This is a genomic window from Pseudarthrobacter lactosi (assembly GCF_055412785.1).
In genome coordinates, this window is sequence record NZ_JBVAYS010000001.1 from 887,511 (window position 1) to 901,240 (window position 13,730).

Genomic DNA, 13,730 nt, shown 5'->3' on the forward strand with positions numbered 1-13,730 from the left:
TCCACAGAGCCCCTGCCGTGGATCCTGGAAACGGGAATCCACGGCAGGGGCTCTTTGCGTCGGCGGTTGTGTCGGCGTCGCGTCGACGGTTGGATCCGCGTTCTGTCCGCGGGAACAGCCTGTCGCATGGCGGCGGAAGGCACATCTGGCATAGGCATTAACGCGCAATAGGCGGCCTCCCCATCTAGGGAGGCCGCCTATTGTGCTAATGGAGCGCCTAGCTGGCGTCCTCCGTGGTCAGGAGATCGCGGCCGACAGTTTCCGGGGTAAAGAAGGTGGTGACGAAGGAGATGAGCGCCAACACCAGGGAGTAAATGGACAGCACCAGCCACGAGTGGTTAGTGGCGGCCAACAGAAGGGCTCCGAGCAGGGGCGCCAGACCGCCGGCCAGCACAGCCGAGATCTCGCGGCTCATAGCCACACCCGTGAAGCGGTACTGCGAGCCGAACAGCTCAGGGAGCAGCGGGCACTGCGGGCCGAGCATCGACTGCACGCCGATGGCGATGCCCACGGCCATGACGATCCACACCAGGGTGACATTGCCGAGCGTGACCAAGTAGAAGGCAGGAAACGCGATGATGGCCTGGAACAGAGCACCGTAGCGGTACACCGGGACGCGGCCGAAGCGGTCCGACAGGGCGCCGAAAGTGACCACCATGACAGCGGCGAATCCTGCGGCAATCAACAGGCCCACAGGGCCGATGGAGTTGTTTCCTGCGAACACTCCGGCCGGCATGCTCATGAAGGACACCAGCAGCGCCGAGTAGATCGAAGAGTTGCCGTTCTCGCCCATGCGCAGGCCGATGCCGATGAGGACGTTCTTCTTGGAGTGCTTCCAGAGCTCGCCGATCGGGTTCTTGACCACGTTCTTGTGCTTCTCCAACTCCTGGAACGCAGGCGTTTCCTTGAGCTTGAGTCGGATGAAGATGGCAACGGCGATCAGGATGAAGCTGGCAAGGAACGGCACCCTCCAGAGCCAGCCCTGCAGGACGGACTTGTCCGCCATGGCGATGAGTGCGAACGTTCCCGCACCCAGCAGAGTGCCGAGCTGGATACCGACAAACGGAAGCGAGGCAAAGAACCCACGACGGCGGCGCGGTGCGACTTCCGAGATCAGTGTCGTGGCGCCGGCCTGCTCTGCCCCGGCCCCGAGACCCTGGACAATCCGCAGCGTCACCAGGAGGACCGCGCCCAGCATGCCTGCCTGCTCGAAAGTGGGCAGCAGGCCGATGGCGAAGCTTGCCGTTCCCATCAGGGCGATGGTGAGGATCAGGACCATTTTGCGGCCGTAGCGGTCGCCGATGTAGCCGAACACCAGTCCACCGAAGGGCCGTGCCGCAAAGCCGACACCGTAGGTGGCGAACGAGGCAATGAGGGCACCCTCCGGACCCAGCGGCGAGAAGAACAGCGGTCCAAAGATCAAGGCCGAGGCGAGGCCGTAGATGTAGAAGTCGTAGTACTCCAGTGCGGAGCCTACCGAGCTGGCAAGAGTTGCCCTTCGCAGCTGCTCCGGATCGACGGCGGCGCCGTCCACGTCAGTCTGCGGTGATGTAGTACGAGCTGTCACAAGAACTCCCTCAAAAACACTCCAGGCCCCCGTTGGCCTGGTGGGATAGCGAGGACACCCCGTGGCGTCGATCACTATATTGAACAGAGTACAGCAAGTTGAACACGTAGCAAGTGGTTGAGGGATAATTTGTTCACAGCCGCGGATATGAACGTCAAACAGGCCGTCCGGGCACGGCACTCAGCCCATGGGGTTACCCAGGGACCGCGCCAGCTCATTCAGTTCCTTGACCATCTGGGAACCCTGCTCCGCGGAATATGTGGCCTTGAGAGCGGTGACCGACAAGCCAAGGCTCGGGCCGTGGGCGCCACGCGTAGGCACCGCCACAGCCAGGCAGACTACTCCCGTGGTGGATTCCTCATCTTCGAACGCATAGCCCTGGGCCCGGATGGTGGTCAGTTGCGCCTTCAACTCGGCTCCGGTGCGGAGGGACTTCGGGGTCAGGACCGGAAGTTCAACGTCATCGGAAAACATTGCGTCGATGTCATGGTCATGAAGGCGGGCAATCAGGGCCTTGCCCACGGCACACAGGGACACGGGCATCTTGTCCCCGATATTGGACGTCAGGCGGACCGCCGGATGCCCCTCGTAGCGGGCCAGATAGATGACGTTGGTTCCGTCCAGCATGGCGATGCGTACCGTCTCCCCGGAAAGGGTCGGTGCCTGTTCGCAGAACCGGTAGAACTCCTGCACTTCATCGAGCCGGCTCAGATACGCGGCACCGAGTTCCACGAGCTTCCGGCCGAGCGTGAATTCGGCGCCGTGACGGCTAATCAGCCTGGCTTCTTCCAACGCCAGCAACAGGTTGGACGTGGACGACTTGGGGATCCCCAACTCGCGGGCCAGGTCGCTCAGCGTCAGCCGTCCGTTAGCCGAGGCTGCCAGGGCGTCCATCACGGCGGCGGCACGCGTGACCGCCGGCGCCGGTGACGTACTCCCCAAACCTTCGGAGGAGCGGGGGGTGCGGGAATCGGCCATGATTCTCCTTCGAGCGGCACGCCGGAGCGTTTCGCGTAGATGCGTTCATTCTGCTGAACAGTAACCATCATAATGGCTTATTAGTGGTTCGGGGCCCGGGTCAGGGCGCCGTTCGCCGCATCTTCCACCACGGTTCGCGTGCCATTTGTTTGTTGCAGGAAGTTCACGGTATATTCATTTCAGACCCTCCACCGCGGCATCCCCCAATAGTCGCGGTGGAGGGTTTTCCAATGCCCAAATGTTCTCTGGGCATCTGCCGCCGGATTCAGGCGGCGTCCACCACGGCTTCCCTCAGCCTCCACCCGCCACCAAGTCCGTCGCGCTCCAGCATCATGGTGGTCAGCGCGGAATGCGGATTGTGCCCCAGGCGCACCTGGACCTGCAACACTTCGACATCCACACGACCCAGCCCTTTGGGCATACGGCGCTCCGCCTCCCACCAGCTCACGCGCTCAAACCACCTCACTGCCTCGGCACCCACAGCCCATTCCCTGCCGTTGATGACTACCGCCAGAGCGCTGCCGTCATGGGCCGTCTTCACCACCACATATTCCATAGCGGGAACACTAAGGACAGCCACCGACAATATTGCGACTTGGCCGAATTGCATCTGATGCCGACCCTGCGCCCCGGCCTGCGAACGGCAACAAAAAACCCCGTTGGTCCCGGCCACTGGGCCAGGAACAACGGGGTTTGGTAGTGGGTCCTACCGGGATCGAACCGATGACATCCACGGTGTAAACGTGGCGCTCTACCAGCTGAGCTAAAGACCCAAACTGCAGATTTTTCGCGTCTCAGCGCGTCAACCAACGAACATAAACTCTACCTGACGGGCGGGAAGAAAAGCCAATCGACGCATCGTCCCCGTCATGGGTCAAGATCGGGGAGTTCGGCGGCGAGCCAGGTCAGTGCCTCGCTGACGCCTGCGTGCAGCTTGATGGTGGCGGACGGGTCGCCCCGCGTATCGCCCCTGTTGATGATCACCACAGGCTTGCCGTCCTTCGCCGCGTGACGGACGAACCGCAGTCCACTCATCACTGTCAGCGATGATCCCGCAACAAGTAAAGCGGCGGCGCGGTCCACCATCACGAAGGCGTCTTCCACGCGATCCTTGGGCACATTCTCGCCGAAGTAGACAAAGTCAGGCTTGAGCGTTCCGCCACAGGCGGGGCAGGCGGCGACCACAAAACTGCTGATCAGCGCCGTGTCCTCAACAGTGGCGTCGGCGTCGGGCGCCATTTCCACCAGGCCGGACGTGGTGGCGCGCGCAAGGAAGCCGGGGTTCAGTTCCTCGAGCACCTCCGCAAGCAGGCGACGCGTGTACGTGCGCTGGCAATCCAGGCAGACCACCCGGTCGTAGCGGCCGTGGAGGTCAATGACATTCCGGCTGCCAGCGTCTTCATGCAACCGGTCCACGTTCTGCGTGATCAACCCGGTGAGCAGGCCCCGCCGCTCCAGTTCTGCGGCCGCAAGATGCCCCGGGTTTGGATCCGCGTGCCGCAAGTGGGACCACCCGATGTGGTTCCGCGCCCAATAGCGCTGGCGGTTGGCGGCCTCGCGCACAAATTCCTGGTACGTCATGGGCGAACGTGGCACGGCGTCCGGCCCTCGGTAATCCGGGATGCCCGAATCAGTGCTCAGCCCTGCGCCAGTGAGCAGCGCCAGCCGTTTGCCGGACAACAGCTCCCGGACGCGTTCCAGTCCTTGAAGATCGGTGCTGGACAGCACAGCAGGGTCAGCGGCCGGCAGGCTGGCGAAGCCCGTCAGGCCGATGCCGTGCCGCTGCTGGTCCATTCGGCGTCAGTTCTGTTCCAGGCCTGCCAAAGCATCCCGGTAGCCAGCGAGTTCGCGGGCCTGGCCACGCGGATTCACCACAACGTAGCGGATTGTTCCGGTTGCATCGATGATGAACGTCCCGCGCCCGGCCATGCCGCTCTCCGGGTCGAAGACACCATACTCAGTAGCGACGGCGCCGTGCGGCCAGAAGTCGGCAAGAAGGTCAAAGCCGTAGCCTTCCTTCTCGGCATACGCCCGCAGGCTGAACTTGCTGTCCACGGACACCGCCAGAACTGTGGCCCTGGCATCTTCGAACGCGGCAATGTTGTCCCTGATTTCACAGAGCTCACCGGTGCAGACACCCGAAAATGCAAACGGATAAAACACCAGCACAACGTTCTGCCCGCGGAAAGAGGACAACCGGACAGGTTCTCCGAACTGGTTCACGAGTTCAAAGTCCGGCGCAAGCTCCCCCACCGCCGGAACGGTCTGTCCGGCTACGGCGAGAGCTGCCGTCACTTGTTCTTCCTGCTGACCAGGCGGGTGGCACTCCAGTCCTTCGACACGCCCGCGGAGGTGGTCAGGTGCAGGCCCGCAGTGGGCGCCGCTTCCTGGATTTCCGCCGGCGAGACATACCCGGTGCGCCCGGACTTTGGCGTCAACACCCAGACAACCCCGTTTTCACTCAGTGTGGTCAGGGAATCCATGAGGGTATCGATCAGATCCCCGTCGCCGTCCCGCCACCAAAAAATGACGGCGTCAACAACGTCGTGGTCGTCCTCGTCCAGGAGTTCGGACCCTGTCAGGTCCTCAATATCATCACGTAAGTCGAAATCGACGTCGTCGTCGTAACCGAACTCCTGAATCAGATCCCCACTTTTGAAACCCAATTTTTCCGCCACATTTACCGAAGTGGCGGCGTCGGCCTCGCTCACGTGTTCCTCCAATGCCTAATACATGCAATGCGCATAGTGATTTCCATTACTCCCAGCCAACACCCTTTGTGCCTGCGCTTCAAGCTGCCACCGCCGCGATCCGCCATATTCTGCGTCACATCCGGCGCCGTCAGCCTGCGTTGCAGCGGCTTTCGTCACACAACCAGTATGACGGCGAAATACAACAGGGACGCCACAGACGCGGCTACGCATCACGCTGGAGTCACAGCTAGAGTGACTGGTGACAACTATGCCTGCGGGGCGACCGCCTGGAACTCAATGGCAGACATAGGCGTGATAGGACCCTGCCCGGCGCACATGACCGGGCTGTTGTAACCGATACGTCGCACACGTCGCATTCATGCCGGACAGTCACCCTGCCCGGCATGTGGGCGCCGATGCATGCGCGCAAAGAGAGGTTGGACGTGGCTGCAGGAGAAGATACCTCCCATATCCTCAGCGGGTTGACAAACCAGCTGCCTGATCGTGATCCGGAAGAGACCGCCGAATGGGTTGAGTCCCTGGATGCACTGATCAGGGAACAGGGCACGGAACGTGCCCAATACATCATGCGCAGCCTGCTGCAGCGCGCCGGCGCGCAGAGCGTCGGCGTCCCGATGGTGACCACCACCGACTACGTGAACACCATCCCGGTGGACCAGGAAACAGCGTTCCCCGGCAACGAGGAGTTCGAGCGCCGGTACCGGGCATACATGCGGTGGAACGCGGCCATCATGGTGCACCGGGCGCAGCGGCCGAACATCGGGGTGGGCGGGCACATCTCCACCTACGCCGGTGCCGCCACCTTGTACGAAGTGGGCTTTAACCACTTCTTCCGCGGCAAGGACCACCCCGGCGGCGGTGACCAGGTCTTCTTCCAGGGCCACGCCTCCCCCGGCATGTACGCCCGCGCGTTTATGGAAGGCCGGCTCTCCGAAGAGGACCTGGACGGCTTCCGGCAGGAAAAGTCCAAGGAAGGCCACGCGCTCTCCTCCTACCCGCACCCGCGCCTCATGCCGGACTTCTGGGAATTCCCCACCGTGTCCATGGGCATCGGCCCGATGAACGCGATCTACCAGGCCCAGTCCAACCGGTACCTGCACAACCGCGGCCTCAAAGACACCTCGGACCAGCAGGTCTGGGCATTCCTGGGCGACGGCGAAATGGACGAGCCCGAGTCCCGCGGCCTGCTCCAGCTCGCCGCGAACGAGAACCTCGACAACCTGAACTTCGTGATCAACTGCAACCTCCAGCGCCTCGACGGACCCGTCCGCGGCAACGGCAAGATCATGCAGGAACTCGAAGCGTTCTTCCGCGGCGCGGGCTGGAACGTCATCAAGGTCGTCTGGGGCCGGGAGTGGGATGACCTGCTCACCCAGGACGCCGACGGCTCACTCGTGAAGATCATGAACGAGACCCCGGACGGGGACTACCAGACCTACAAGGCAGAATCCGGTGGGTTCGTCCGCGAGCACTTCTTCGGCAAGACCCCGCAGACCAAGGACATGGTCGCGGACCTCTCCGATGACGAAATCTGGAACCTCAAGCGCGGCGGCCACGACTACCACAAGGTCTACGCCGCGTATAAGGCAGCCACCGAATTCAAGGGCAAGCCCACCGTCATCCTGGCCAAAACGGTCAAGGGCTACGGACTCGGACCCCACTTCGAGGGCCGCAACGCGACCCACCAGATGAAAAAGCTCACCCTCGATGACCTGAAGAAGTTCCGCGACCACCTGCGGATTCCGGTCACCGACGAGCAGCTGGAGAAGGACCCGTACCAGCCTCCGTACTTCCACCCGGGCACCGATGCGCCGGAGATCCAGTACATGATGGAACGCCGTGCCCAGCTGGGCGGTTCCGTTCCTGAGCGCCGTTCCAAGCACCAGGAGCTCGCTCTCCCGGAAGCAAAAACGTATGAGGTTGCCAAGCGCGGTTCCGGGAAGCAGCAGGCCGCCACCACCATGGCGTTTGTCCGGCTCCTCAAGGACCTGATGCGGGACAAGAACTTCGGCAAGCACATCGCCCCGATCATCCCCGATGAGGCACGCACGTTCGGCATGGACGCGTTCTTCCCCACGGCCAAGATCTACAACCCCAAGGGCCAGAACTACCTGTCCGTGGACCGCGACCTGGTCCTGGCCTACAAGGAATCGGCCCAGGGCCAGCTGATCCACCCCGGCATCAACGAAGCCGGCGCGGTCGCAGCCTTCACTGCCGCCGGCACCGCCTACGCCACCCACGGCGTACCGCTGATCCCGGTGTACGTGTTCTACTCCATGTTCGGCTTCCAGCGCACCGGCGACGCCTTCTGGGCCGCCGGTGACCAGATGACCCGCGGCTTCATCATCGGTGCCACTGCCGGCCGGACCACCCTGACCGGTGAAGGCCTCCAGCACGCCGACGGCCACTCCCCGCTGCTGGCCTCCACGAACCCGGCAGTGGTCACCTACGACCCCGCCTACGGGTACGAGATGGGCCACATCATCCGGGACGGCATCGAGCGCATGTACGGGCCCGATTCTGCTGACCGGAACCTCATGTACTACATCACGGTCTACAACGAGCCCATCACGCAGCCAGCGGAGCCCGAGGAGCTCGACGTGGAAGGTGTCATCAAGGGCATCTACCTCGCGGCTCCGGCGAAGATCGACGGTCCTCGGACCCAGATCCTCGCTTCCGGTGTCTCGGTTCCCTGGGCCATTGAAGCCCAGCGCCTGCTGGCCGAGGACTGGGGCGTCTCCGCCGACGTCTGGTCCGTGACGTCCTGGAACGAACTGCGCCGCGACGGCATGGCTGCCGAGGAAGAGGCGTTCCTGAACCCTGGCAAGCCTGCCCGCGTCCCGTTCGTGACCCAGCAGCTTGCCGGTGCCACAGGACCCGTGGTGGCGGTCTCGGACTACATGAAGGCCGTTCCGGACCAGATCCGCCAGTTTGTACCGAACGAGTTCGCCACGCTGGGTGCGGATGGCTTCGGCTTCTCCGACACCCGTGCAGCTGCCCGCCGCTTCTTCAAGAACGACATCCACTCCATCGTGGTCCGTTCCCTTGAACTGCTGGCGCGCCGCGGCGAAGTTGATGCCCAAGCCCCGGCCCAGGCAATCGAGAAGTACAAGCTGCATAACGTCAACGCCGGTTCCACCGGCAACGCGGGCGGCGAGTCCTGATCAACTCCTGCTGACCCCGTAATGAACGACGACGGCGACCCTCACCGAAAGGCGAGGGTCGCCGTCGTCGTTCCCGGCGTTTCTGTACGGGATGCCGTCTGTGATGCAGGTCCAACAACGTTGTAGCCTTCGCACAAATGGAGCTTGCCGGGCAGGCACCGTATGCTCGAAGGATGCCAGAGCCAACCACCCCGCCCGTGAAGCGCAAGCCGTCCTCGCGCAGCATGACACCGGAGAAATCCGAAACCCTGAAAAAGCTCCGGGCAAGCGTGGGCCAGCTCTCCACCACCACCCTTCGCCAGCTGGAGAAATCGCTGCCGTGGTACTCACGGCTCAGCTCTGATGAGCGCTCGGCGCTGGGCATGGTGGCTCAGAACGGCATCGCGGCGTTTGTCACCTGGTATGAGCGGCCCAGCTCGCCATCGTGGATTCTGTCCGACGTTTTCGGGACGGCCCCCACAGAGCTGACGCGTTCCATCAGCCTTCAGAAGGCGCTCCAGCTTATCCGGATTGTGGTTGAAGTGGTGGAAGACCAGGTGCCGGTCATCGCCCCCGAAGCTGACCAGCCCTCCCTCCGCGAAGCGGTACTGCGCTACTCACGGGAAGTGGCCTTCGCGGCGGCGGACGTGTACGCGAGGGCAGCAGAATCCCGCGGTTCCTGGGATACGCGGCTGGAAGCGCTGATCGTGGACGCCATCCTCCGTGGCGAAAATACGGACGCACTGCGGTCCCGGATCGCCGCGCTGGGTTGGAAGGCGCAGGAGAGGTTCACTGTAATGGTGGGCAATTCGCCGTCTGAACCCAGTGCCAGCTACGTCAGCGAACTGCGCCGCCTGGCGGGCCGCTACGCCGAGGATGCGCTCGTGGGTATCCAGGGCGACCGGCTGATTCTGATCCTTGGCGGCGTCCAGGACCGGGAGACCGCCTACCTGAAACTCAGCGAAATGTTCGCCCCCGGCCCGGTGGTCTACGGCCCGGAAGCCGGTTCCCTGCTGGAGGCAAGCGGATCAGCGCAGTCGGCCTTTGCCGGCCTGACCGCTGCGAGGGCGTGGCCCGCCGCTCCCCGGCCAGTAGCCGCCGACGACCTGTTGCCCGAACGCGTCATCTCGGGTGACGAAGCTGCGCGCCGCTCTCTGGTGAAGAACATCTACCGTCCGCTTGTCGCTGCCTCCAACGGTCTAGTCGAGACCCTGGGCACCTACCTGGAGTTGGGTCATTCCCTCGAGGCGACTGCCCGTGAATTGTTTGTCCACGCCAACACCGTCAGGTACCGGCTCAAGCGCGTCTGCGACGTCACGGGCTGGGATCCGCTGCTTCCCCGGGAGGCGTTTGTGCTGCAGGCGGCGTTGGTAGTCGGCCGGCTTTCGGCGCAGCCAAAAGCACCGACAGAGCGTCATCCGGCGCGGAATCAGTCCTGAGTCGTTGTAGACTTCCTACAATCTGACCCCTTGAGCTTGGTGCAGACAAACACCCCTAGATGACCCCGTAATTTGGAAAGCTGGATATGTGCTTGCAATAGTCTGCCCTGGACAGGGCTCACAGACCCCGGGTTTTCTGGCCCCTTGGCTGGAACTGCCTTCGGTAGCAGGCCATTTGGCCTCTCTCAGTGAGATCGCAGGCATCGACCTGACCGCCCACGGGACCACCTCTGACGAGGACACCATCAAGGACACCGCCGTTGCGCAGCCCCTGATTGTTGCCGCCGGTCTGGTCGCCGCGAAGTCGCTGTTCGACGTCGAACTCGGCACGCTTCCGGTGATCCTTGCCGGTCACTCCGTCGGTGAAATCACCGCCTCGGCACTCGCCGGCGTGCTCACCGAGCAGGAAGCCATGACGTTCGTCCGTGAACGCGCCAACAGCATGGCCGCCGCCGCTGCCGTGACCCCCACCGGCATGAGTGCCGTGGTGGGCGGGGACCCTGCAGAGGTCCTGGCTGCCATCGAGGCCACCGGCGCCACACCGGCCAACGTCAACGGCGCGGGCCAGACCGTGGCAGCCGGAACCTTCGAACAGCTCAAGGCCCTGGCGGACAACCCACCGGCCAAGGCACGCGTCATCCCGCTGAAGGTGGCCGGCGCGTTCCACACCTCACACATGTCCCCCGCCGTGAGCGCCCTCGAGGCGCTCAAGCCGGGCCTCAAGCCGCAGAAGCCACAAGTGCCCCTGCTGTCCAACTTTGATGGCCGGGAAGTGACCGACGGCGGTGCCGCCGTCGAGAGCCTCATCGCACAGGTCTCCCGGCCGGTCCGCTGGGACCTCTGCATGGAAACACTCGTGCAGCGCGGCGTCACCGGTGTCATTGAGCTGGCCCCGGCCGGTACACTGGCGGGGCTCGCCAAGCGCGGCATGCCCGGCGTCAAGACCGTAGCAGTCAAAACGCCGGACGACCTCACGGCCGCACTGGCACTCTTCGCAGAACTGGAGGGAAATGCATGAGCGTTCCCACGCTGAAACAGGTTCCCGTCAATGAATACAGCCGGATTCTCGGCCTCGGGGTATTCCGGCCTGACGTCATCGTCACCAACGACGACGTTTGCCAGTGGATTGATTCCTCGGACGAATGGATCCGGCAGCGGACCGGCATCGTGACCCGACACCGGGCCGCCGCCGACGTCAGCGTCATCGACATGGCCGAGGGCGCTGCCCGGGAGGCCCTGGAGCAGGCAGGCATCGAAGCCTCCCAGCTGGGCGCCGTCATCGTTTCCACCGTCACCCACCCGTACGCCACGCCGTCGGCTGCCTCCGCACTGGCTGACCGCATCGGTGCAACACCGGCACCGGCCTTCGACATCTCGGCCGCCTGTGCCGGGTACTGCTACGGCATCGCCCAAGCTGATGCCTTGGTCCGTTCCGGCACCGCCACCTACGTGCTGGTGGTTGGCGCGGAGAAGCTTTCCGACGTCATCGACAACCGGGAACGCACCATCTCCTTCCTGCTGGGCGACGGCGCGGGTGCAGTTGTCATCGGCCCCTCCGACACTCCCGGAATCGGACCCTCAGTGTGGGGTTCGGACGGCAGCAAGTGGGACGCCATCGGCATGACGCGTTCCATCCTCGATGTCCGTGATCTCAGCATGGCTGCCCGCCAGTCGGATGAGTCCGGCGACTTTGCACTGCTCGAAGAAGCGCAGGAGCTCTATCCCACACTCCGCCAGGACGGGCAGACGGTCTTCCGCTGGGCTGTCTGGGAAATGGCGAAGATGGCACAGCAGGCCTTGGAGGCCGCCGGCGTCAAGGCTGAAGACCTCGTTGCGTTCATCCCGCACCAGGCCAACATGCGGATCATCGATGAGATGGTCAAGAAACTGAAACTTCCCGAATCCGTCATGGTGGCCCGGGACATCGCCGATGCCGGAAACACCTCGGCGGCCTCCATTCCCCTGGCCACCCACCGCCTGCTCAAGGAAAACCCAGAGCTCAGCGGCGGCCTCGCACTCCAGATCGGCTTCGGAGCCGGGCTGGTCTTCGGCGCCCAGGTAATCGTCCTTCCTTAGGAACACCCCCAAAACAGGCCGCATCCGCGGACTGCAGCGTTTCCGGCACCCCCTGCCGGCAATAACAAGAAAAGGAGCCATCAATGGCTAGCAACGAAGAGATCCTGGCCGGCTTGGCAGAAATCGTCAACGAAGAAACCGGCCTTGCCCCCGAGGCTGTGGAACTGGACAAGTCCTTCACCGAGGACCTGGACATCGACTCCATCTCCATGATGACCATCGTGGTCAACGCCGAAGAGAAGTTCGGCGTGCGTATCCCGGACGAAGAGGTCAAGAACCTCAAGACCGTGGGCGACGCCGTCAGCTTCATCTCCGGCGCACAGGCCTAGCCACGGATTCAGCCCCTTATGGCTGACTGGGCTGCCGGTCCGTGCTTACGCCGGACCGGCAGCCGCCACATTTTTCGGCAGCCAGCTGCCCTACACGCGGGACCCCGCCGGATATCCGGATACGGCCTGCCCACCGACAGAGAGTGATCCAATGACACGCAAAGTAGTCATTACCGGTCTGGGTGCCACCACGCCCATCGGCGGCGACGTACCCACCATGTGGAACAACGCGCTGAAGGGGGTCTCCGGTGCCCGCACACTGGAAGACGAATGGGTCGCCAAGTACGAACTGCCGGTCCACTTCGCTGCCCGCTGCTCCACGCCCGCCCTCGAAGTCCTGAGCCGCGTGGAGGCCAAGCGGATGGATCCGTCCACCCAGTTCGGCGTCATCGCTTCGCGTGAAGCCTGGGCCGATTCCGGCATCACCGAGATTGACCCCGACCGCCTTGCGGTCGCTTTCGCCACCGGCATCGGCGGCGTGTGGACCCTGTTGGATGCCTGGGACACGCTGAAAGAAAAAGGCCCGCGCCGCGTCCTGCCCATGACGGTGCCCATGCTGATGCCCAACGGCGTCGCCGCAGCCGTCAGCCTCGACCTTGGCGCCCGTGCCGGCGCCCACACCCCGGTTTCGGCCTGCGCTTCAGGCACCGAGGCCCTTCATCTGGGCCTGGAGCTGATCCGCTCCGGCAAGGCCGACGTGGTCATGTGCGGCGGCGCCGAGGCAGCCATCCACCCCATGCCCCTGGCCGCGTTCTCGTCCATGCAGGCGCTCTCCCGCCGCAACGACGACCCCCAGGGCGCCTCACGCCCTTACGATCTGGGCCGCGACGGCTTTGTAATGGGCGAAGGCGCAGGCGCGCTGGTGCTCGAAGCTGAGGAACACGCCATTGCCCGCGGCGCCCGCATCTACGGCGAACTGGCCGGCACCTCCGTGACGGCCGACGCCTACCACATCACCGCCCCGGACCCCCAAGGCCTCGGCGCCACCCGGGCGCTGAAGGCGGCCATGTTCGACGGCCGGATCCAGGCCGAGGACGTTGTCCACGTCAACGCGCACGCCACCTCCACTCCCGTAGGTGACAAGCCTGAGTACACGGCCCTCCGCGCGTCGCTGGGGACCCACCTCGACAACGTCGCAGTGTCCGCCACCAAGTCGCAGATGGGCCACCTCCTGGGCGCGTCAGGTGCCGTGGAGGCAGTGCTCACCGTGCTGGCCGTGTACCACCGCAAGGCCCCGGTCACCATCAACCTTGAGAACCAGGATCCGGAAATCCCGCTCGACGTCGTCACGTCGGCGAGGGATCTGCCGGCAGGCGACATCGTAGCGCTGAGCAACTCGTTCGGCTTCGGCGGCCACAACGCCGTGATCGCTGTCCGCAGCATCTAGCAGCAACGCGGGAACAGCAAGTACCCCATACACAAGCAGAGGCCCCGCCACGTGGCGGGGCCTCTGCTTTTGCTATGGAGCGCGCATTCCGATCCGG

The 13,730-nt window shown here is 63.9% G+C and carries 12 protein-coding genes and 1 tRNA gene; 6 read left to right on the forward strand and 7 right to left on the reverse strand.

Annotated elements, in window-relative coordinates; all coding sequences use genetic code 11:
- Positions 1–217 precede the first annotated feature (217 nt).
- The 7 genes from ACZY0Q_RS04100 to ACZY0Q_RS04130 all read right to left on the reverse strand — a co-directional run bounded on the left by ACZY0Q_RS04100 (position 218) and on the right by ACZY0Q_RS04130 (position 5,256).
- A complete protein-coding gene (locus ACZY0Q_RS04100) occupies positions 218–1,567 on the reverse strand; it encodes an MFS transporter (RefSeq protein WP_463914938.1) in 1,350 nt (449 codons plus the stop codon).
- Positions 1,568–1,747: 180 nt separating this feature from the next.
- On the reverse strand, positions 1,748–2,545 hold the full coding sequence (locus tag ACZY0Q_RS04105) for an IclR family transcriptional regulator (protein WP_463914939.1): 798 nt from the start codon (positions 2,543–2,545) through the stop codon (positions 1,748–1,750).
- Between the two features lie 265 nt (positions 2,546–2,810).
- Positions 2,811–3,101, reverse strand: coding sequence for a hypothetical protein (locus ACZY0Q_RS04110; RefSeq protein ID WP_463914940.1), 291 nt, complete (start codon positions 3,099–3,101; stop codon positions 2,811–2,813).
- Between the two features lie 144 nt (positions 3,102–3,245).
- Positions 3,246–3,318: transfer RNA gene (locus ACZY0Q_RS04115), tRNA-Val, on the reverse strand.
- Positions 3,319–3,412: 94 nt separating this feature from the next.
- Positions 3,413–4,339 carry an NAD-dependent protein deacetylase gene (locus ACZY0Q_RS04120; protein ID WP_463914941.1) on the reverse strand — a complete coding sequence of 309 codons (927 nt, stop codon included), beginning with the start codon at positions 4,337–4,339 and terminating at the stop codon, positions 3,413–3,415.
- Positions 4,340–4,345: 6 nt separating this feature from the next.
- Complete coding sequence (locus ACZY0Q_RS04125; protein ID WP_463914942.1) at positions 4,346–4,840, reverse strand: peroxiredoxin; 495 nt, start codon at positions 4,838–4,840, stop codon at positions 4,346–4,348.
- Positions 4,837–5,256, reverse strand: a complete 420-nt coding sequence (locus ACZY0Q_RS04130) for a DUF3052 domain-containing protein (protein ID WP_463914943.1) — start codon at positions 5,254–5,256, stop codon at positions 4,837–4,839. The genes ACZY0Q_RS04125 and ACZY0Q_RS04130 overlap by 4 nt, the downstream gene beginning before the upstream one ends.
- A 398-nt stretch (positions 5,257–5,654) precedes the next feature.
- Here ACZY0Q_RS04130 and aceE point away from each other — a divergent pair, with 398 nt between their 5' ends.
- The 6 genes from aceE (at position 5,655) to ACZY0Q_RS04160 (ending at position 13,633) form a co-directional block, all read left to right on the forward strand.
- A complete protein-coding gene (aceE, locus tag ACZY0Q_RS04135; RefSeq protein ID WP_463914944.1) occupies positions 5,655–8,423 on the forward strand; it encodes a pyruvate dehydrogenase (acetyl-transferring), homodimeric type in 2,769 nt (922 codons plus the stop codon).
- 173 nt (positions 8,424–8,596) lie between these two features.
- On the forward strand, positions 8,597–9,841 hold the full coding sequence (locus ACZY0Q_RS04140) for a PucR family transcriptional regulator (RefSeq protein ID WP_463914945.1): 1,245 nt from the start codon (positions 8,597–8,599) through the stop codon (positions 9,839–9,841).
- Between the two features lie 88 nt (positions 9,842–9,929).
- The gene (locus ACZY0Q_RS04145) at positions 9,930–10,859 is read left to right on the forward strand and encodes an ACP S-malonyltransferase (protein WP_200950818.1); all 930 of its coding nucleotides are present in this window, start codon (positions 9,930–9,932) and stop codon (positions 10,857–10,859) included.
- On the forward strand, positions 10,856–11,917 hold the full coding sequence (locus ACZY0Q_RS04150) for a beta-ketoacyl-ACP synthase III (RefSeq protein WP_463914946.1): 1,062 nt from the start codon (positions 10,856–10,858) through the stop codon (positions 11,915–11,917). Before ACZY0Q_RS04145 ends, ACZY0Q_RS04150 begins: the two co-directional genes overlap by 4 nt.
- A gap of 83 nt (positions 11,918–12,000) precedes the next feature.
- Complete coding sequence (locus ACZY0Q_RS04155; protein WP_056335424.1) at positions 12,001–12,246, forward strand: acyl carrier protein; 246 nt, start codon at positions 12,001–12,003, stop codon at positions 12,244–12,246.
- A 151-nt stretch (positions 12,247–12,397) separates the two neighbouring features.
- Complete coding sequence (locus tag ACZY0Q_RS04160; RefSeq protein ID WP_463914947.1) at positions 12,398–13,633, forward strand: beta-ketoacyl-[acyl-carrier-protein] synthase family protein; 1,236 nt, start codon at positions 12,398–12,400, stop codon at positions 13,631–13,633.
- Positions 13,634–13,730 lie beyond the last annotated feature (97 nt).